This window comes from Nocardia sp. NPDC055029 (assembly GCF_053608525.1).
On sequence record NZ_JBSGVQ010000040.1, the window covers coordinates 1 to 19,884 of the forward strand.

At 68.7% G+C, this 19,884-nt stretch carries 16 protein-coding genes; 6 read left to right on the forward strand and 10 right to left on the reverse strand.

The window, feature by feature from the left end:
- Positions 1-116 precede the first annotated feature (116 nt).
- Both ACWF9G_RS27700 and ACWF9G_RS27705 read right to left on the reverse strand, forming a co-directional pair.
- Positions 117-542: a hypothetical protein gene (locus tag ACWF9G_RS27700; RefSeq protein ID WP_452518896.1), complete on the reverse strand. Its 426-nt coding sequence runs from the start codon at positions 540-542 to the stop codon at positions 117-119.
- Positions 543-571: 29 nt separating this feature from the next.
- Complete coding sequence (locus ACWF9G_RS27705) at positions 572-928, reverse strand: nuclear transport factor 2 family protein (protein ID WP_452518898.1); 357 nt, start codon at positions 926-928, stop codon at positions 572-574.
- Positions 929-1,086: 158 nt separating this feature from the next.
- On the opposite strand from ACWF9G_RS27705, the gene ACWF9G_RS27710 reads away from it, so the two are divergent.
- Entirely contained in the window at positions 1,087-3,981 is a 2,895-nt protein-coding gene (locus ACWF9G_RS27710) for an AAA family ATPase (protein WP_452518899.1), read from the forward strand.
- 26 nt (positions 3,982-4,007) lie between these two features.
- On the opposite strand, the gene ACWF9G_RS27715 is transcribed toward ACWF9G_RS27710, so the two are convergent.
- The gene (locus ACWF9G_RS27715) at positions 4,008-4,223 is read right to left on the reverse strand and encodes a hypothetical protein (RefSeq protein ID WP_378853724.1); all 216 of its coding nucleotides are present in this window, start codon (positions 4,221-4,223) and stop codon (positions 4,008-4,010) included.
- Between the two features lie 96 nt (positions 4,224-4,319).
- On the opposite strand from ACWF9G_RS27715, the gene ACWF9G_RS27720 reads away from it, so the two are divergent.
- Positions 4,320-4,754, forward strand: coding sequence for a nitroreductase family deazaflavin-dependent oxidoreductase (locus tag ACWF9G_RS27720; protein WP_452518901.1), 435 nt, complete (start codon positions 4,320-4,322; stop codon positions 4,752-4,754).
- Positions 4,755-4,851: 97 nt separating this feature from the next.
- Positions 4,852-6,204: a threonine ammonia-lyase IlvA gene (gene ilvA / locus ACWF9G_RS27725; RefSeq protein ID WP_379310128.1), complete on the forward strand. Its 1,353-nt coding sequence runs from the start codon at positions 4,852-4,854 to the stop codon at positions 6,202-6,204.
- 4 nt (positions 6,205-6,208) lie between these two features.
- On the opposite strand, the gene ACWF9G_RS27730 is transcribed toward ilvA, so the two are convergent.
- Positions 6,209-7,459, reverse strand: a complete 1,251-nt coding sequence (locus ACWF9G_RS27730; RefSeq protein WP_452518903.1) for a serine hydrolase domain-containing protein — start codon at positions 7,457-7,459, stop codon at positions 6,209-6,211.
- A 76-nt stretch (positions 7,460-7,535) separates the two neighbouring features.
- Positions 7,536-9,287 carry a malto-oligosyltrehalose trehalohydrolase gene (gene treZ, locus ACWF9G_RS27735; protein WP_452518905.1) on the reverse strand — a complete coding sequence of 584 codons (1,752 nt, stop codon included), beginning with the start codon at positions 9,285-9,287 and terminating at the stop codon, positions 7,536-7,538.
- Between the two features lie 172 nt (positions 9,288-9,459).
- On the opposite strand from treZ, the gene ACWF9G_RS27740 reads away from it, so the two are divergent.
- A complete protein-coding gene (locus ACWF9G_RS27740) occupies positions 9,460-9,678 on the forward strand; it encodes a hypothetical protein (RefSeq protein ID WP_379310131.1) in 219 nt (72 codons plus the stop codon).
- Positions 9,675-10,295, forward strand: a complete 621-nt coding sequence (locus ACWF9G_RS27745) for a hypothetical protein (RefSeq protein ID WP_452518908.1) — start codon at positions 9,675-9,677, stop codon at positions 10,293-10,295. Before ACWF9G_RS27740 ends, ACWF9G_RS27745 begins: the two co-directional genes overlap by 4 nt.
- A 37-nt stretch (positions 10,296-10,332) precedes the next feature.
- On the opposite strand, the gene ACWF9G_RS27750 is transcribed toward ACWF9G_RS27745, so the two are convergent.
- Together ACWF9G_RS27750 and dnaE are read right to left on the reverse strand one after the other, a co-directional pair.
- Positions 10,333-12,342: a hypothetical protein gene (locus tag ACWF9G_RS27750; protein ID WP_452518909.1), complete on the reverse strand. Its 2,010-nt coding sequence runs from the start codon at positions 12,340-12,342 to the stop codon at positions 10,333-10,335.
- Between the two features lie 101 nt (positions 12,343-12,443).
- Positions 12,444-15,989: a DNA polymerase III subunit alpha gene (gene dnaE, locus ACWF9G_RS27755; RefSeq protein ID WP_379310134.1), complete on the reverse strand. Its 3,546-nt coding sequence runs from the start codon at positions 15,987-15,989 to the stop codon at positions 12,444-12,446.
- A gap of 363 nt (positions 15,990-16,352) precedes the next feature.
- On the opposite strand from dnaE, the gene ACWF9G_RS27760 reads away from it, so the two are divergent.
- Positions 16,353-17,534: a sensor histidine kinase gene (locus ACWF9G_RS27760; RefSeq protein ID WP_452518911.1), complete on the forward strand. Its 1,182-nt coding sequence runs from the start codon at positions 16,353-16,355 to the stop codon at positions 17,532-17,534.
- A 51-nt stretch (positions 17,535-17,585) separates the two neighbouring features.
- Here the strand turns inward: ACWF9G_RS27760 and ACWF9G_RS27765 are convergent, their stop codons facing one another.
- Genes ACWF9G_RS27765 through ACWF9G_RS27775 form a run of 3 tightly spaced genes read right to left on the reverse strand, consistent with a single transcriptional unit; the run spans position 17,586 to position 19,763 of the window.
- On the reverse strand, positions 17,586-18,026 hold the full coding sequence (locus tag ACWF9G_RS27765; protein ID WP_452518913.1) for a hypothetical protein: 441 nt from the start codon (positions 18,024-18,026) through the stop codon (positions 17,586-17,588).
- The gene (locus ACWF9G_RS27770; protein WP_452518914.1) at positions 18,023-18,610 is read right to left on the reverse strand and encodes a hypothetical protein; all 588 of its coding nucleotides are present in this window, start codon (positions 18,608-18,610) and stop codon (positions 18,023-18,025) included. Before ACWF9G_RS27770 ends, ACWF9G_RS27765 begins: the two co-directional genes overlap by 4 nt.
- A 25-nt stretch (positions 18,611-18,635) precedes the next feature.
- The gene (locus tag ACWF9G_RS27775; protein WP_452518915.1) at positions 18,636-19,763 is read right to left on the reverse strand and encodes a hypothetical protein; all 1,128 of its coding nucleotides are present in this window, start codon (positions 19,761-19,763) and stop codon (positions 18,636-18,638) included.
- Positions 19,764-19,884 lie beyond the last annotated feature (121 nt).

Sequence of the window (19,884 nt, forward strand, 5' to 3'; positions counted from 1 at the left end):
GGCGCGCCGGGCGGGGCCGCGGCGCGGGGGCACGGCCCCTGTCGTGGCCGGCCCCCCGCACCCCCGGGGGGCCCCCTATGGGGGGCCCCCGCGTTTCCGGTCCGCGTCGCAGGTGGTCAGTGGCCGGTGCCGCGCAGGCCCCGGTACTGCAGTGCGGCGAAGGCGCCGACCGTGACCGCCTGCATCACCGCCCAGACCGCACCGGCCACGGTCAGCCCGAGGGCGCCGGTGACCAGGGCGAGCAGACTCGCGACGACCCAGGTCGCGTTGCCGATCGCGACCGCCGCCGCGCCGGACCGATGCACGGGCGACTTCCGGCCGACCACGGCGACCGCGAGGCCGTAGGCGGTGAGGAAGGCGCCGATGGCGAGGCCCGCCCGGGAGTCGAGGCCGAGCAGTCGTTCCAGCGGCTGTGCCAGCGCGAGGTAGGCGAGGCCGTTCACGGTGGTCACGACGGCGTCGAGGCGCAGCGACAGCCGCAGCAGCGGCTCGCCCGGAGCGAGGAGGGCGGACAGGCGGGACGGGGCGGTGGCGGTGGTCATGGCGGATCTCCTGGTTCGGGAAGGGTGGATCAGGCGGAGGCGGGGACCTGGTCGAGGAAGCCGTAGACGCTGTCGATACGGCCGTCGGCGAGCACGGCGACGTCGAAGCCGATCACTACGGGGTCGCCGTCGGCGGGGCCGAGGCCCCAGGTGAAGCGCACCTGGTCGTGGTGGGCGTCGACCGGTCCGGCCAGGCGGAAGGTCCAGTCGGGGAACTGGGTCTGCACGCCGGCGATGGCCGCCTCGAGTTCGGCGTGGCCGGTGACCGCGACCAGGGGGTCGACATAGCGAGCCTCCGGGGTGAACAGGCGGGCGACAGCGGAGCGGCGGGCGCCGGGCTCGCGGGTGTTCCATGCCTCCAGGTACTGCGCGACGACGGTGTTCATCTCGACCTCCGAAATATGCTGTGAGCTGGTGTTTCGCTGGTTGTTCCTGCGATGACACCTACGTTATGGCGCACCGGGGGTCCGTCGAATCAGTCGCCTATAGGTACTTCTCGCGGGGTACGCACCGCCGGTACCGGTACGGCGATACCGTGGTGCGCATGCTGCACGGACGCGAAGCCGAACAGGCCACGATCGACGACCTGCTGACCGGGGCGCGGGCCGGGCGCAGCGGGGCCCTGGTGCTGCGCGGCGAGGCCGGGATCGGCAAGTCCGCGCTTCTGAATTACGCAGCGGCGCAGGGCATTCCGACGGTGCGCAGCGCGGGGATCGAGTCGGAGGCCGAATTGCCCTTCGCCGCACTGCATCTGCTGGTGCGGCCCGGGATGGAGCTGGTGCGGCAGTTGCCGCCGCGGCAGCGCGACGCCATGGAGGCCGCGTTCGGTCTCGGCGACAGTGCACCCGCCGACCGGATGCTGATCGGTCTCGCACTGCTGACGCTGTTGGCCGAGGAAGCCGCGGAGGGCCCGCTACTGTGCCTGATCGACGACGCACACTGGCTGGACCGGGCGACGGCGGAGACGCTGTTGTTCGCGGCGCGCAGGCTCGACGCCGAGGGCGTGGTGATGCTGTTCGCCACCCGCTCCGGCCCCGACGACTTTCCCGCGCCCGGCCTGCCCGAACTGGCACTGTCCGGGCTGCGCGCGGATGCGGCGGCGGCGCTGCTCGACGCGGGGCCTACCCCGCTCATCCCGGCGATGCGCTATCGACTGCTCGCCGAATCCGGGGGCAATCCACTTGCGCTGCTGGAACTTCCGTCGGCGGTCTGCGAAGCGGGCTCCGACGACCTCAACCCGCTGCCGCTGACGCAGCGGCTGCAGCTGGCGTTCCACGGCCGGGTCGCCCGGCTCCCTGTCGCCACCAGAACGGTCCTCCTGGTCGCCGCGGCCGCGGGCGCCGAGGACCTCGCTCCGGTGCTGCGCGCCGCGGCGACTCTCGGTGCGGCGCTACCTGATCTGCAATCGGCCGAGGACGAGGGTCTGATCAGCACCGACGGACAGGTACTGACCTGGCGACACCCGCTCTCGCGCGCCGCGGTCTACCAGGGTTCGGCGCTGTCCGACCGTCTCGCCGCCCATCGCGCACTCGCCGACGCCCTCACCGACGATGACGTGGCCGACCTGCGCGCGTGGCATCTCGCCTGTGCCGCAACAGGTCCCGACGAGCAGGCGGCGACCGCGCTGGAGCACACCGCCAGCCGGGCCAGGCACCGCAACGGATTCCACGGCGCGGTCGCCGCCTACGACCGGGCCGCGGCGCTCAGCGTCGACACCGGCGCGCGGCTGCGCAGGCTGGTCCTCGCCGCCGAAACCGCCACCGAGGCCGGGCTCACCGACCAGGCCGCCCACCTCGCCGGCCGTGCCACGGCACTGCACGTCGACGCCGAAGCCCGACTGCGCAAGCGAGCCCTGACCACCGCGGCCGCCTTGACCGAACAGGCGGCGCGAACCGACCAGTCGGTGCCGACCGACAAGGCCGCGCTGACCCACCAAGCCGCGCGAACCGACGCCGCGCGAACCAAGGCCGGGCGAACCGACGCCACGCTGACCGAGGAGTCCGCGCGGCTGGCCGACCGGGCGGCGCGGCCCGCCGAGGGCGACTACGACCTGCGCCTCGAACTGGTTCGCGCGCAGGCCGAATTCGCCGCGGGCAAGCCGGGTTCCGCGCATCGACGGTTTATCGCGGCGGCGATCGCGGCACGCGAGACAGATCCGCGGGGCGCGGCGCGCATCGTCACCCGGGCGGTGCACACGGCCTGGTATCTGGGGCCCGCCGAACTCGACGAGGTCGCCGCGCTGCTGACCACGCTGCGGCTCGACGAAGACGATCCGATCACCCCGATCGCACGGTACCTCACAGGATCGGTGTCCGGTCATCGCACGGTCGACCTGCGCGCCGCGGCGACCGTCGCCCGCGCGAACGGCGCCGACAGTCCCGCCGACCTCGTGCAGCTGTGCGGCAGCGGACTCGTCGTCGGACAGGACGACCAGGTCGGTGACCTGGCCGACGAGCTCATCGGCGAGAGCCGTGAGCAGGGGCGGATCGCACTGCTCGCGCCGCTGCTGTTCTTCCGTTCCGAGGCCGCGCTGTTCGGTGGACGGCCAAGCGAGAGCAGGGTCGCGGCAGAGGAGGGACTGCGGATCGCCGAGGACATCGGTCAGCCGCAGTGGATCAGTCAGATCACCGCGTTCCTGGCCTATCTGGCCGCAGTGCGCGGTGACGAGCATTCCTGCCGCGTCCACGCCTGGCACGCTGTCGCCGAGGAGTTCGGTGGCGCGCAGTCGGTCGGAGCACCCTGGGCGCACGCGGCTCTGGCGCTGTTCGAGCTCGGCCGGGGCAGGCTCGAACAGGCCAGGACCGAGCTCGAGCACATGACCGTCGAACCGGCCCGACATCACGTCAGCGGGCTGCGCACACTCGTGGATCAGATCGAGGTCGCGACCCGGCTAGGCGCCACCGACCAGGCGACCGAGGCGCTGGCGCGGCTCACCGCGTGGTCGGCACGGGCGGGACAGGACTGGATCGCGGCACTGGCGGCAAGGGGCAGCGCGCTACTGGCCGACGGACCGGAAGCCGAACCGCACTTCCTGGCCGCACTCGCGGGCAACCGTCCGTTCGACGAGGCCCGCACCCGACTGCTGTACGGCGAGTGGCTGCGCAGGGAAAAGCGCAAGGTCGACGCGCGCGGCCAGCTCGAACAGGCCCTGGACCTGTTCGACCGGCTCGATGCCACGCCGTGGGCCGAGCGAACCCGCACCGAACTGGCCGCGCTCGGGGTGGGGGTCGGCGCGAAAACGAGCGCGGGCCCGCTCAGCGTGCTCACCCCGCAGGAAACGCAGATCGTGCGCCTGGCCGCGCAGGGACTGTCGAATCGGGAGATCGCCGCGCGCTTGGTCCTGAGTCACCGCACGGTCGGGCATCATCTGTACAAGGCGTATCCGAAATTGGGTGTGCTCTCGCGCGGGGAACTGAGCCGCCTCGACCTCGCCGAGTGAGCTCGCGACCTTCGAGCGGTTTCGACCTAGCGCAGTGAGTGCGCGCGGACGGCGCCGACCGACCAGCGCAGAGCGGCGACGGCGGCCGCGGCCAGCACGGCGGACTGCGCCGAACCGAGGATCAGCAGCAGCAGGGCACCGACGACGAGCCCGGCGACCAGCGCCTCGAGCTTGTAGACCGGCCAGGCACTGCCCGCGATGTCGACCGTCGCGGATGCTGCCGATGGGGTGACCACTGCCATGTACACAGGATAGACGGACACCGAAGTTCGGGCTACCGAACTTTCCTGGACAGGCTTGTCGGGAACATCACACGGCCGGCAATCGTTGTGCAAACCATGCCACTGACAGGAGAGTACGCACCGAGTACTTCGGACTGGGCCCGTAAGCAGGCCGAGACCTACGAGAACTCCGGCGGAGCCGCAGGCACGTCGATGCAGGGCAAGCCCGTCGTCCTGCTCACCACCAAGGGCGCCAAGACCGGCAAGCTGCGCAAGACGCCGCTGATGCGCGTCGAGCACGACGGTGAGTACGCCGTCGTCGCCTCGCTGGGCGGCGCGCCGAAACACCCGGTCTGGTACTTCAACATCACGGCCGAACCGCACGTCGAACTGCGCGACGGAACGGTCACGAAGGATTACACCGCTCGCGAGGTCTTCGGCGAGGAGAAGGCGCTGTGGTGGGAGCGTGCGGTCGAGGTGTGGCCGGACTACGCCGAGTACCAGAAGAAGACCGATCGCCAGATTCCGGTCTTCGTCCTCTCCCCGCGCTAGCGTCCGCGCCCACCGAACCCGTCGTCCGGCGGGTTCGGTGCAGGCCACGGGAGGCGCGCTCTCGGGGCGCCGTCCCCGGCTCGGTAGCATTTACCGGGTGTCCCCCATCGCTGACGTTGCCGAAGTGTCCGTAACCCGTCCGCCGCTGACCGCGGATGAGATCGACGCCGCCGCCAAGCGAATTTCCGACATCATCGAGCCGACTCCGCTGCAGTACTCCGCGCGGCTGTCGGCGAGCACCGGTGCGCAGGTGTACCTCAAGCGCGAAGACCTCACCGCGGTGCGCTCGTACAAGCTGCGCGGCGCCTACAACCTCATGGTCCAGCTCACCGCCGCCGAGCGCGCGGCGGGTGTCGTCGCGGCCAGCGCGGGCAACCACGCGCAGGGCGTTGCCTTCGCCTGCCAGGCGATGGGCGTACGCGGGCGGATCTACGTGCCGACCACCACCCCGAAGCAGAAGCGCGACCGCATCCGCGTGCACGGCGGCGAGTTCGTCGAGCTCATCGCCGTCGGCGAGACCTACGACGCGGCCGCCGCGGCCGCCGCCGCCGATGTCGCCCGGACCGGCGCGACCATGGTCCCGCCGTTCGACGACCCGCGCACCGCCGCGGGCCAGGGCACCATCGCCGCCGAGTTCCTCGAGCAGCTCGGCACCGCACCCGATCTGGTCATCGTCCCGGTCGGTGGTGGCGGCTGCCTCGCCGGCATCGGCACCTACCTGCGGGAACGCGCGCCCCAGACCGGCCTGCTCGGTGTCGAACCAACGGGCGCGGCCTCGATGACCGCGGCGCTGGTGGCGCACGGCCCGGTGACGCTGCCCGAGATCGACCCGTTCGTCGACGGCGCCGCCGTGCGCCGCATCGGCGACCTGCCCTACCAGACGGCCGCCGCGTTCGGCGGACAGGTGGTCTCGCACGCCTCGCTCCCGCTGCTCACCACCACCGATTCCCCCACCGGTACAGCGTCTTTCCGGATGATGCACGTCGACGAAGGCGCCATCTGCACCGCGATGCTCGGCCTGTATCAGAACGAGGGCATCATCGCCGAGCCCGCTGGCGCGCTGGCCACGGCGGCGCTCGCGGAGGTCGACATCGAACCAGGGACCACGGTGGTCGTCCTGGTCTCCGGCGGCAACAACGACGTCTCGCGCTACGGCGAGATCATCGAACGCTCGCTGGTGCACCGCGGACTCAAGCACTACTTCCTCGTCGACTTCCCGCAGGAACCCGGTGCGCTGCGCCGCTTCCTCAACGATGTCCTCGGCCCCGACGACGACATCACCATGTTCGAGTACGTCAAGCGCAACAACCGGGAGACCGGGGCGGCGCTGGTCGGCATCGAACTCGGCACTACCGACGATCTGGCGTCACTGCTGCATCGCATCGAGGAGTCCCCGATCCAGGCCGAGCGCCTTGAACCGGGTTCTCCCGCCTATCGCTACCTCACCTGAGCGGTTACGCGGCCGCGCGGTCGATCTTCGGCCCGCGGCTGCGGGTGGCGTTCGCCCCGGCGACGGCCAGCGGCAGCAGCCAGCCGAGGGCCAGCTGGTCATAGGGCAGCAGTGCCTGGTCGAGCCGGTTGTGCACGAAGGCGATCGACAGCCCCGAGCGCGGGTCGACCCAGCCGAAGGAACCGCCGAGCCCGATGTGGCCGAAGCCGTTCCGTGCGCCGGGCATCGGCAAGGAGTGGTAGCCGAGATGCCACATCATCGGCAGATAGAACAGAGCGTGGTCGAGCTGGTAGGTCTGCACGCGGCGGATCGCCGCGTGCGTGCTCGGCTGCAGGAACGGGCGGCCGTCGACGGTGCGGCCGTCGGCCAGCGCCGCGTACATCGTGGCCAGGCCCGCCGCGGTGCAGACGCCGTTGCCCGCGGGCATCTCGGTGTCGAGGATCGTCGGCTCGTCACCGTCGAGAATGCTGTCGAGACCGACGACGAACAAGCACCGCGCAGCGGCGCCGAGTGGGCCGGGGACGCGCATGCCGACGCGGTCGAGGAATCCGGCGGCGATCGGGTGGCCCGCCAGTTTCAGGTGCGCCCCGGCCAGTCGCGCGTACTCGGTCGACGAGCCGGCGGCCGGACGGCCGAGATGGATGCCGTCGATGCCGAGCGGATCGGTCACCTCGGTGCGGATGAGGTCGCTCATGCCCTGACCGGTGACGGCCCTGGCCAGGCCCGCGAGCAGCCAGCCGTAGGTCAGCGCGTGGTAGGTCGGGACGCCGAGCAGCCGGTCGGGCGCGGCCAGCGCGAGCCGGTCCTCCATCAGCTCGTGATCGAGGGATTCGGCGGCGGTGGCGGCGACCGCGGGCAGCGAGGACAGCCCGGATCGGTGGGTGAGCACGTCGGCGACGGTGATCGCGCCCTTGCCGTTGGCGGCGAACCGCGGCCAGTATTCGGCGACCGGCGCCTGGTAGTCGATCAGGCCGCGGTCGGCGAGCCGGTGGATGACGGTCGCGGTGACGCCCTTGGTCGCGGAGAACACGATGGGCGCGGTGTCGGCCGTCCACGGCCGGTCCCCGGCGCTGCCGGTCCACAGATGGGCCAGTGGTTCCCCGTGCCGATAGATCGCGAGGGCGCCGCCCGCACCGCGGCGATGGCCGATCAAGGTGGCGAAGGCGCGCACCAGCGGACCGAATCCGGCCGGGGCGAAACCGCCGACACCGGCCGGAAGGGCAGCACTGTCCTGCCCGTAAGCGTCGTTGCTCATCGTATTACCGTACGGTCGTCAGTTCGCCTAGGCAACGGCCGGACACCGACCGTGCCCTAGCCGTGCCCTGGACGTATCACTCGGTGACCACGGTGCCCGCGCCGTCACCTTCTTCGAGCACGGCGAAACTGTGGCCCGAGATGAGTGTCCCCGCACCGGATTCGGTGGCGGGTGCCCAGGCGAGCAGGACCCGGCCGTGCACCGGGATCACCGCCTCGTCCTCGGCCAGGTTGCACACCACCGAGATCCGGCCGCGACGCAGCACGAACCAGCGCTGCGCCTCGTCGTAGTCGGCCCAGACCCGTTCCAGCCAGGGGTCGGTGAACTCCGCCCTGGATCTGCGCAGCGTGAGCAGGGCGCGATAGCAGGCGAGCAGCCGGGCGTGGGGTTCGCGGGCCGGTTCGGTCCAGTCGAGCTTGGAGCGGGTGAAGGTGTCCGGGTCCTGCGGGTCGGGCACGTCGCCGGTGGCCCAGCCGTGCTCGGCGAACTCGGCCCTGCGCCCGGCCGCTGTGGCGGCGGCGACGACCGGATCGGTGTGCGAGGTGAAGAACTGGAACGGCGTGCGCGCGCCCCACTCCTCCCCCATGAACAGCATCGGGGTGCTCGCCGAGAGCAGCACCAGCGCCGCTTTCACCGCGAGCTGGCCGGGGGTGAGGTAGTCGCTCGGCCGGTCGCCGACGGCTCGGTTGCCGATCTGGTCGTGGGTGCAGGTGTAGCCGAGCAGGGCACTGCCGGGAATCAGGTCGCGGCGCAGTGGCGTGCCGTGGGTGCGGCCGCGGAAGCTGGAATACGTTGCGGCGTGGAAGAACCCGTGGGTGAGGGTCTGCGCGAGGCAGGCCAGCGAGCCGAAATCGGCGTAGTAGCCCTGTCGTTCGCCGGAGACGGCGGTATGGACCGCGTGATGCAGGTCGTCGTTCCACTGACCCGCCAGGCCGTAGCCGCCCGCCGCGCGGGGCGTGATCAGGCGGGGGTCGTTGAGGTCGCTCTCGGCGATCAGGCTGAGTGGGCGGCCCAGATGTGCTGACAGGGCGGTGGTTTCGACGACGAGCTCTTCGAGCAGGTGGGTGGCGGTGCGATCGACGAGGGCGTGGACGGCGTCGATGCGCAAGGCGTCGATGTGGAAGTCGCGCAGCCAGCGCAGGGCGTTGTCGATGATGTGGCGGCGGACCGCGTCCGAGCCGGGACCGTCCAGGTTGACGCTCTGCCCCCAGGTGTTGCGGCCCCCGGTGAGATAGGGACCGAAACGCGGCAGGTAGTTGCCGGAGGGGCCGAGGTGGTTGTAGACGACGTCCAGGCAGACCGCGAGGCCGCGGGCGTGGCAGGCGTCGACGAAGCGTTGCAGGCCGTCGGGCCCGCCGTAGCTCTCCTGCACCGCGTACCAGAGCACGCCGTCGTAGCCCCAGTTGTGGGTGCCGTCGAAGGCGTTGACCGGCATCAGTTCGACGGTGGTGACGCCGAGGGCGACGAGGTGGTCGAGTCGCTCGATCGCGGCGTCGAAGGTGCCGTCGGCGGTGAAGGTGCCGATGTGTAGCTCGTAGAGCACCGAGCCGGCGAGCTGCCTGCCGGTCCAGCCCTGATCGGTCCAGACGCCGGGATCGAGGTCATGGACGGCGGAGAGTTCGTGCACACCGTCGGGCTGACGCGGCGAGCGCGGGTCGGGCAGGGCCGTCGGATCGCCGTCGATCGTGAAGCCGTATCTGGCGCCCTGACCTGCGTCTGCCTTGACCGACCACCAGCCGCCGCCGTTGCGGCGCATCGGGTGCGTCACTCCGTCCAGTTGCAGCCGCACCGCCCCCGCCCCCGGCGCCCACACCCGAAACTGCCTCATGGCCCCAGCATCGCATGCGCGCGGTGATCAGGCAGGATGACCAGTGTGCTCGCGCCGCCGAGCCGATTCCGGGCTCGACGGGCTGTCCGATCCGGCTCGGCGAATGTTCGACGGCTCGATTACCTTGGGGCCGAAGCGTTTTCGAGATCCTACTGCCATCCAGGAGGGCGCGATGACCGACTCCCCCGCCGTCGACCTCAGTCGACTGCTGAATTCCCCGCTGCCACCGAGCTTCGCCGAGCTGACCCCCGAGCAGCTCGCCGACCTGACCGGACTGGTCGAGGCAGGGCTGCAGCACCGGATCGACGCGCTCACCGCCGATGCCTTCGGCGCCCTCGACAACCTGCCCGTCTTCCTGCGCGGCGCGGTGCGCAAGGTGGTGGGACTGTGACCACGTCCGCCGTCGCCATCTCCCGCCTCGCCGCCGCGCTCGACGTCCCCGACGAGCGCCTGAGCTTCCTCGCCGACCGCCCCGCCGCCGATATCGACACCTTCCGCAGGCTGGTGACCGGCTATTTCTTCGACGCCACCGCGGACGGTCTCGGCATGATCCTCGCCGCGGTCCGGGTGCTGCCCGCCCCCGTCGCCGCCAAGGTAGCCACCCACAACGACAGCGTGCTGATGACCGCCCACCTGGCCAGCGTGCTCGACATCCCGCGCGCGATCTCGGTGGCGCGACGGCTGCGCCCCGAGTTCCTCGCCAGGGCAGCAGCCTTCCTCGACCTGCAGCGGTCGGCGGAATTGATCGCGGGTCTGCCGGTGGACATGTCGCTGGCCGTGAGTCGTGAACTCGCCGCGCGTGAGGATTGGCTCACGCTCGGCTCGATCATCGAGATCGCCACCGACGAGCAGCTGACGGCCTGCCTCCGTGGTCTGGATGCCGACGCGCTGCTGCACGCCGCGCGGACCGTGGCCGATACCGCGACGCTGGAGCGCGCGGCGGCGGTGGCTGCCGAACCGCTGGCGACGCAGCTGCGGGATATCGCCGCCGCGGTCACCGAGGCCTGATCCGCGCACGGGGCCGGGCTGCCGTGGCTGACCGATGTCAATCGTGCGCCACCACACCGACGGGCCCGGCGCCGAAGCACAGTTCGGCGCCGGGGGTGAGTGCGCGCACGCGCAGTGCCGAGCCGCCGCCGAGCATGCGGAGATAGACGGGATGCAACCCGGCCCGCACCTCGGCGACGGTTTCGGCGCCGCCCTCGAACGACACGGCGATCGAGCCGTCCTGATCGGCGAGGTAGTTGAGCTGGGCGGTCCATTCACGGATCTGCATCGGACCGTCCAGCGGCAGCCGCACCGCCGCTCCCCCGGCCACCCGGTAGCCGCAGCCGGGTTCGGGGGCGGACACGATCGAGCGATTCCACCAGACCTGGGCGTCGACGAGGTCTCCGTCGTCGGTGAACATCCGCAGGTGCGGCGTCGACCGGGCGAAAGTACCGGGCCCGGCGAGCGAAGCGAAAACTTGGTCAGTCATGTTCTGCGGAAAGGCCAAGGGATTCAGCACCTTCCACGGGACCTCTTGCGGCAGCAACGGTGCATCCACGCGCGGTAGCGCGGCACGCACGCCGGTGACGTACGTGCGGGCGGGACTCGGTTCCCACGATCGGGTGAAGGTGACAGTCGACAGCACACTGCTCGCCACGAAGATCACGGCCACCGCCACGCCCGCGATACGTCGCACCGGAAGTGCCCGCTCCGCGAGCTCGGCGCTGCGGCGAACATCCCGGTATCCACGAGCGTCGGCGTCGACGCGAAGGTCGCCAACACCGCCCATATCGCCGGCGTTGCTCACGTCGGCAGCTCTGCCCGTGTTGCCCATGCCAGCAGCGACGATGTGACTTCGGGAAGGCGTCGACGCGGCCGACAAATCGGCCGATGCGGCAGCAGTTCTTGTATCGCGAGGTACGTAGCGCGGGGCAATCATGATCAGCGCGAGACCCAGACAGGCGATGACGGCGAAATCCGCGAAGTAGCGGATGGACTGCAGCAGTAGCGCCGCGGTGCCCGGCCCGTCGCGCAGCACCACCACGGGCGCGACGGTCAGCACTGTGTAGGCGGCCATGCACGCCCAGACCACGCCGACCCGGCGGCGCGTGCGGATCGTCCACGCCGCGAACAGGATCAGCACCGTCCAGCACAGGGCGACCGCGATACCCGGCGGGTCCGCCCACGGGGTGGCCGGTTGCCAGCGTTCCCAGCGCCACGGTCCGCCGAACAGGGCGGGGACCAAGCCGTCCGAGAGCGCTTGCCGCAGCAGGGCGGTGGGTTGTTCGGGCCGGGAGAGTCCGCGTGGGCGCTGGATGACGAGCAGGAAGAACGCCGACCAAGCAAGCAGCACCGCGCCGGCCGCCGCCCACAACGCGGCACCGCGCCGGGCGGCCGCGCGCACCGAGTTCCCCGACACGTACGCCAGCAGCGCCACCACGACGAACGCGACCGGCAGCACGACGACCGCCTTCTCGAAGCACAGCAGCGCCACCGCGAACACCGCGGCACCCGAGACCGCGTAGCGCCTGCGCCCGGTCCGCACGAGCAGCACCGCGTCCGTGCTCACCCAGGCGAGCGCGATCTGCAACGGCAGCGCGTTCACCGCCGCCGACCACCAGGCGAACGCGGGCACCGTCAACGGCACGAACAGGTAGAAGACCAGCGGCACCAGCATCCGCGCGCCGGTCCCGAGCAGCACCACGACCAGCCGCAGCACCGCCAGCGACGCCAGCAATTGCAACACGACCAGCACGCCCGCCGCCGCACCCCAGTGCAGCGGCGCCACCGCGGTCACCGCCCAGGTCAGCACGAACGCCAGCGGCATCACATGCCCGTCGTGACTGGTGAACAGCAGCTCGGCCGACCACAGCGGATGCCTGCCCACCTCGCCGATCAGGATGAAATCGTCCCAGTAGAAGAACCCCGACGCGGCGACCCAGGTACGCAGCACCAGCTGGAACGCGATCAATCCGGCCGCGACAAGCAGCACAGCGCGCGGCGGCACGCGCGGCCGTGACGGCATCGCGGGCCGCGGTGGTGAGTCGAGTCGAGTCGCTGTCGTCACGTCTCTCGACGCTAGCCCGTCGTTCGCGGTGTTTCTATCAGCACCCGCCGGGGCAACCCATGATCGGCTCTTCCCGGCGGATCCAGTGCGATGACCGAGGGTCAGCCCAGGCAGCCGGGACCGAGCAGTGCCTTCAGATCACCCATCAACGCCGAGGACGGGGAGACCCGCCAGCTGTCGTCGAGCTTCAGCAGGGTCGTCTTCTCGCGCGCGCCGACGTGGCGGACGTGCACATCCGAGGTGCCGGGGTGGCGCGACAGAACCTTCTTGAGTTCACCGATCTTGTCGGGCGTGCACATGCGCGTCGTCATGACCACCGCGACCGGTTTGGCGACACCGATGGCCGACAGATCAGGCACCACAAGGTCGTTGGCGATCAGCGAGATCCGGTCGTCGCGGACGGAGACGCGGGCCTTGACCAGCACCACCGCGTCCTCGACCACGTCCATGCCGTACACCGAGTACGACTGCGGGAAGAACAGCACCTCCACACCACCGGTGAGGTCCTCGAGCTGCGCGGAAGCCCAGGCCAGGCCGTTCTTGTTGATACGCCGGTTCACCGAGGCGAGGATGCCGCCGATGGTCACCTGCGCGCCGTCCTTGACGTCGCCTTCCAGGATCGCCGGGATGGGGGTGTCGACCTGGGCGGCGAGCACGTGCTCGACGCCGTTGAGCGGATGCCCGGACACATACAGGCCCAGCATCTCCCGCTCCAGCGCGAGCTTGTGCTTGGTCTCCCATTCGTCCTCAGGGACCTTCACGTTGAACACCGAGGCCATCGAGTCGTCGCCGTCGTCCAAGCCGCCGAACAGGTCGAACTGGCCGATCGCCTCGGCCTTCTTCGTCGACATCACCGCGTCGATCGCATCGGAATGGATCAGCAGCAGGCCCTTGCGCGGATGCCCGAGGGAGTCGAAACCGCCTGCCTTGATGAGCGATTCGGTGACCTTCTTGGAGCAGGCGATCGCGTCGATCTTGTTCAGGTAATCGGAGAAGTCGGTGAACTTCGACTTCTCCTTGCGGGCGGCGATGATCGAGGACACCACGTTGGCGCCGACATTGCGGACCGCGCCGAGACCGAAGCGGATGTCCTTGCCGACCGAGGCGAAGTTCTGTTCGGACTCGTTGACATCCGGCGGCAGCACCGTGATGCCCATCTTGCGGCAATCCGACAGGTAGATGGCGGCCTTGTCCTTGTCGTCGCCGACGGAGGTGAGCAGACCGGCCATGTACTCGGCGGGGTAGTTCGCCTTCAGATACGCGGTCCAGAAGGAGACCAGGCCGTAGCCTGCGGCGTGCGACTTGTTGAACGCGTAACCGGCGAACGGAAGGATGGTGTCCCACAGCGCTTTGATCGCGGGCTCGGAGAAGTCGTTGCCGAGCATGCCCTCGCGGAAGCCCGCGTAGGCCTCCTCCAGCACCGAGAGCTTCTTCTTACCCATGGCGCGGCGCAGGATATCGGCCTGGCCGAGGGAGTACCCGGCGACCTTCTGCGCGATCTGCATGATCTGTTCCTGATAGACGATCAGGCCGAAGGTGTCGGCGAGGATCTCTTTCAGCGGCTCTTCGAGCTCGGGGTGGATCGGTTTGACTTCTTGCCGGTTGTTCTTGCGATCGGCGTAGTCGTTGTGGGCGTTCATGCCCATCGGGCCGGGGCGATACAGCGCCAGCACGGCCACGATGTCCTCGAAGCCGGTGGGCTGCATGCGGCGCAGCAGATCGCGCATGGCACTGCCGTCGAGCTGGAACACACCGAGCGTGTCGCCGCGGGCGAGCAGTTCGTAGGTGGCCGGGTCGTTGAGCGGCAGGTGATCCATGTCGAGATCGATGCCGCGGTTGGCCTTGATGTTCTCCAGGGCGTCACCGATGACGGTGAGGTTGCGCAGACCGAGGAAGTCCATCTTCAGCAGGCCGATGGCCTCACACGACGGGTAGTCCCAGCCGGTGATGATCGCGCCGTCCTGCGCGCGCTTCCACACCGGGATGGCGTCGGTCAGCGGCTCCGAGGACATGATGACCGCGCAGGCGTGCACGCCTGCGTTGCGGATCAGGCCTTCCAGGCCGCGGGCGGTCTCGTAGATCTTGGCGACATCGGGATTGGAGCCGATGAGCTCGCGGACCTCGGCGGCTTCCTTGTACCGCTCGTGCTCCGGGTCGGTGATGCCGGAGACCGAGATGTCCTTGGCCATGATCGGCGGCGGCAGCGCCTTGGTGATCTGGTCGGCGATGGCGAAACCGGGCTGGCCGAACAGGACTCGCGCGGAGTCCTTGATCGCGGCCTTGGTCTTGATGGTGCCGAAGGTGATCACCTGAGCGACGCGGTCGCTGCCCCATTTGTCGGTGGCGTAGCGGACCATTTCACCGCGGCGGCGATCGTCGAAGTCGATATCGATATCGGGCATCGACACGCGCTCGGGGTTGAGGAACCGCTCGAACAGCAGACCGTGCGGGATCGGGTCGATATTGGTGATGCCCATCGCGTAGGCGACCAGCGAACCGGCGGCCGAACCACGGCCGGGGCCGACGCGGATGCCGACGTCGAGTGCATGGCGGATCAGGTCACCGACGACGAGGAAGTAGGCGGGAAAACCCATTTCGCAGATGACGCCGAGCTCGTAGTCGGCGCGCGCGAGGTAGTCCTGCGGCGGGCCGTCGGGGAACCGGCGATCCAGGCCGTCGAGGACTTCCTTGCGCAGCCAGGTGGCCTGGGTGTGGCCCTCGGGCACCGGGAAGATCGGCATCCGGTCGCGGTGGGCCCACACGTCGTCGTAGGACTGCACGCGTTCGCCGATGCGCTCGGTGTTGTCGCAGGCGCCGGGGACTTCCGCGTCCCAGATGGCGCGCATCTCCGCGGCCGACTTCAGGTAGTAGCCGTCACCGTCGAACTTGAAGCGGGTCGGGTCCGAGAGCGTCTTGCCGGTCTGGATGCACAGCAGCGCTTCGTGATTGGTCGACTGGTCCTTGGTGACGTAATGGCAGTCGTTGGTGGCGATCGGCGGGATGTCGAGCTGCTTGCTGACATTGATCAGGCCCTCGCGGACCCGGCGCTCGATCGACAGACCGTGGTCCATCACCTCGAGGAAGAAGTTGTCCTTGCCGAAGATCTCCTGCCACTTCGCGGCGGCCTCGAGCGCCTCGCGTTCATGACCGAGGCGCAGCCGGGTCTGCACCTCGCCCGACGGGCAGCCCGTCGTGGCGATGATGCCCTCCGCGTACTGGGCGATGATCTCCTCGTCCATGCGCGCCCACTTGCCCAGCTGGCCCTCGATCGAGGCCAGGCTCGACAGCTTGAACAGGTTGCGCAGGCCGGTCGCGTTCTCCGCGACCATCGTCATGTGGGTATAGGCACCCGAACCCGAGACGTCGTCACTCTTCTGCCCCGGATCACCCCACTGCACCCGCTTGGTGTCGAACCGCGAACCCGGCGCGATGTAGGCCTCGATGCCGATGATCGGCTTGATACCCGCCTTCTTGGCCGAGTTGTAGAACTCCGAGGCGCCGTACATGTTGCCGTGGTCGGTCATGCCGACGGCGGTCATGCCCAGCCGTTCCGCCTCCGCGAACAGCGGCGAAATCTTCGCCGCACCATCGAGCATCGAGTACTCGGTGTGGTTGTGCAGGTGAACGAACGATCCGGACGAGGCCAAGACGGTCCTTCCTCCCAGGGTGTCGACGGGGGTTGGCCTTGGCATTCTATGCACGGGGGTCCGACAACTTTTCCCGTGCCACACGGGCGCCCGGTCCCCGCCTCGGCCCGGTCCGGCGTGTCGTGGCGAAGGTCACCGGCGAGTCCTGGACAACGTCTGTTTTCCGCTAGTTCCTCGGCGGTGAACCCGACGCGCGGCCGCCTGTCGACGATCACCGGCGCACGGTGTCGGCCTGCGGCAATAATCGGCGCATGTCCGCACCGGGTGGCGAGGGGTGTCCGGCCGAGTCGATGATGGTCGTGCCCGGCGGCCGCCGCGGATGCATGGTGGCCGGTTCATGACGCGGGCAGACGGGAGCGCACGGTGACGACCACGGCGGTGGTGCTGGCGTGTGTGGTGATCGTCCTGATCACCGGGTGGCTGGTGTGGCGGCGGACGCAGCGGGTGGTGACCACGCCTGCTCAGCGGGCCGTTCATCAGGCGTTGCATACCGCGTCGCTGGCCGCGGTGCCGTTGCGGCGGGGGTTGACGGCGGAGGCGGCGCGGGAGGCCGCGCCGCATCTGCGGGCGCTGGCCGGGGCCGAGGCGCTGGGGGTGGTGGATGCGGAGGCGACGTTGCTGGCATGGGATGGGCCGCATACGGGGATGGTCGAGGCGTTCGCCGAGGCGGCGCGGCGGGCGATCGCCGACGAGCGGGCGGTGTTGGTCAGTGGGGACGAGCATTCGCTCATCGCGCAGCCGCTGCTGATCGATGCGGGGGCGGCGGTGGGGGCGCTCGGGATGGTGACCACCGGGAAGCCAGGGCCCGGCATGCTCGGGGCGGCGGGTGAGGTCGCCCGGTATGCGTGCGGGCAGCTGGAGCTGGCCGAGCTGGACGCTTCTCGGGCCCGGGTCGACCGGGCCGAACTGCGTGCGCTGCGCGCCCAGATCAGCCCGCATTTCATCTACAACGCGCTCAACACGATCGCCTCGTTCGTCCGCACCGATCCCGACCGGGCCCGCGAACTCATCCTCGAATTCGCCGACTTCACCCGCTATTCCTTCCGCGCCGCAGGCGAATTCACCGTCCTCGCCGACGAACTGCGCAATATCGAGCGCTACCTCGCCCTGGAACAGGCCCGCTTCGGCGACGCACTCGACGTGCGGTTGCAGATCGCGCCGGAAGTACTCGGCGTGGTGCTGCCGTTCCTGGCGCTGCAGCCGCTGGTGGAGAACGCGGTCCGGCACGGTCTCGGCGGCGGGGCTCGCGGCGGACAGCTGAGCATCGTCGCCAGCGACGAGGGCACCGACTGCCTGATCAGCGTCGAGGACGACGGCATCGGCATGGACCCCGAACTCCTGCGCTCCGGCGCCCTCGACGCCGTCGACACCGACACCGGCCCCGCCCGCACCGGCGAAGCCGCCCACGTCGGCCTCGCCAACGTCGACGACCGCCTGCGCGCCGCCTTCGGCAACGACTACGGCCTGGTCGTGGACACCGCCCCCGGCGCGGGAACGAAAGTCAGCATGCGAGTCCCGAAATTCCGCGCTGGAATCCGCGCCTGATCTGCCTCCGCCATCAGGGTCTCGCTGCCGTCATCCCCCGCTAACCACGAATCAGCAGTCTGTATGAACGAAGATCCGTCTTTTTTCGTCGCCGTCGGCGTGGATGACGACGTATCGTCTCGGATCCCGGTAGCCCTCGACGGAGTGTTCGTTTCCGGCGTCAGTCGTCAGCAGATCGCCCATCCCGGTCGCGTCCCAGTAGGACTTCCACGACGCGGGAACCCCTGGAGCGAACTCCGCAAATCCGGATCGTTGTTTGAATTCGCTGACTGATCCGATGGGAATGTCGACCACGGCTACTGAGGTCGACTCTCTGAAACGGGTGTCATGCTCGTACCACACGACTTCCACATTCTCCGGGAAGAATATGTTTGCACACGTCGACAGGTGACTCAGTCCGTCCGCTGGGTCGGCGGAACACCCTCCGATCCCGACAACAATTATGCACGTGGCGACATACGGGACGACAAATTTTCCGCTGAAGTTCCTCACAGCTTCTCGACCTGCCTGAACTGTAGGGTGGCCTCGCCGTGGACGCGGAAACTCCGCGCCCAACCAGCTTCTTCGAGGTGGCGCATCTCGTTGTTGACGATGCCTCCTGGGCTGGTCTCCGAGTCTTTGTCGAAGTTGTAGAACTCGTAAACATAGCTCTTGTAGATGATCTCGGCCTGGAGGCCGCTGTCCGCTTCGGAGACCATTGTGTCACTGCTGACCGCCACATCGTAATGGCCCAATGCGTTGTCGATGTCGTCATCGTCTCCTGGCTTTACACCAAGCCATGCTGAGGTCAACTCCTGCGTGACACCGACCTGGGGGTTCTGGCGTGCCTGGTTCTCGATTTCCTCCAGGCATTGCGTAATAGCTTCTCTTGCGCCACTCGTGGCCATCACCCGCTCGTAGTGGCCAGAGCTGATCTCGTAGATGAAACCGGCTTCGTTGTTTCCGAGGTAGGTGCCGAGGAGATCCTCGGAGAAATCCCATCCCCTGAGGTCGAAATACGCCTGCGCCGAGGCGGCGTCTACACTGGCCGCAGCAGCGACTGTCTTATCGTAGGCGCTGGTTTTCGAGCCGTACACCGCGCGGTCCGCGGGCAGATCGGGATCAGGAGGGCGACGCAATGCTGCTCTCCCACCACACGTTGTTTCCGAACCCGTAACGGCTCGCACCGAAATCGACAATCACTTTGTCGGGCACCTCGTATTCAGTCGCGGAGAAGGTCGGGGCTGTTTGTCCCGGCGTGTAGTCGAGCGCCTGGGCGATCTTGCCGATCATGGTCGTGATCGCATCACGCCGGGCGTCAGATTCTGCTTTCAGCGCATCGACTGCCGAAACGATCTGCGATTTGTAGGAATCGTTCATCGGTCGATCGATGAGTTGCGCCCACGCTCCGAGCGGGAGGGTGAAACCGAGGAAGCTCATCGACTGGGACAGCCCGCTGCTCCATCCCATCGCCTGGTTGTAGACCAGACGTTCGAGGCAAGTCCCACCGTTTGTGACGATCTTCGCCACGACGTCCAGGTCGGTGCTGCGGGTGGAGATGGCCTGCGCGAAGGCGTTCGTACTCGTCGCGAAGGACGCCGAGGTGTTCCCGGACCAGCTGCCTTGCAGCCACCGGACGCCGCTGGACAGATTTTCCGATGCCACAAAGTCGTTGATGCCGAGCTGTCGAATCCGGCTGCCCAGGGTATCCAGCGTTTCCCAGTCCGCGGCCAGCGGGACGAGGTAGTCGGCTGTCGGCTTGATCCCGATCGCCCGGCTCAGCGGATCGTCGAAGTGAGTGAGTAGCTCGATCGCCGAGTCGACAACCTGGCGCACAGTGAACTGGCCGTCCTCGATCGTTGACAGCGTCGGCAACTGCAGACCTGTGAATCGGGTGACTCCGCCACCGACCGATGCCCCGCCGATAGCTAGATCATTCGTCGTGCTCGCTGTGGAAGTCGAGATCGCTTGTGCGGAACGGTCGTCGGTTCCTTGGAACTGACGGGAAGCCGCGGAAAGGATGGTGCTGTACGAAGAGAGGTTGGTCAGATCTTGCTGGTGCGATGTGGTCAACGTTCCCTGAAAGCGCTCGAACGACGATGTCAGCGATGCGAGCAACCCGGTCGTTCCGCTGGGCAGCGAGACTTCCGGCAGCAAGCGCGAAGCATTGGACGAAAAGTTCGATCCCAAGTCCTGCAGATCCAATCCGAATCCGTCGAGGCTGGATAACTGCACGGTGAAGTCGTTCATACGTTCCCCCTCGGCGCAACGGTAGCAGTCTAGTGATGCGACTCGCTGAATGATCAAGTGCCACTGGGGAGCTGCCCCGGAGCGGAAACGGCCGACGCTCGAGCCGGAGAGAACACGGAGG

Bases quoted from the DNA above. Each gene is read 5' to 3' on its own strand.
- treZ (WP_452518905.1), bottom strand. From the start codon at position 9,287: ATGAGGCAGTTTCGGGTGTGGGCGCCGGGGGCGGGGGCGGTGCGGCTG.
- ACWF9G_RS27710 (WP_452518899.1), top strand. From the start codon at position 1,087: ATGCTGCACGGACGCGAAGCCGAACAGGCCACGATCGACGACCTGCTG.
- ACWF9G_RS27730 (WP_452518903.1), bottom strand. From the start codon at position 7,459: ATGAGCAACGACGCTTACGGGCAGGACAGTGCTGCCCTTCCGGCCGGT.
- ACWF9G_RS27700 (WP_452518896.1), bottom strand. From the start codon at position 542: ATGACCACCGCCACCGCCCCGTCCCGCCTGTCCGCCCTCCTCGCTCCG.
- ACWF9G_RS27720 (WP_452518901.1), top strand. From the start codon at position 4,320: ATGCCACTGACAGGAGAGTACGCACCGAGTACTTCGGACTGGGCCCGT.
- ACWF9G_RS27740 (WP_379310131.1), top strand. From the start codon at position 9,460: ATGACCGACTCCCCCGCCGTCGACCTCAGTCGACTGCTGAATTCCCCG.
- ACWF9G_RS27775 (WP_452518915.1), bottom strand. From the start codon at position 19,763: ATGAACGACTTCACCGTGCAGTTATCCAGCCTCGACGGATTCGGATTG.
- ACWF9G_RS27705 (WP_452518898.1), bottom strand. From the start codon at position 928: ATGAACACCGTCGTCGCGCAGTACCTGGAGGCATGGAACACCCGCGAG.
- ACWF9G_RS27715 (WP_378853724.1), bottom strand. From the start codon at position 4,223: ATGGCAGTGGTCACCCCATCGGCAGCATCCGCGACGGTCGACATCGCG.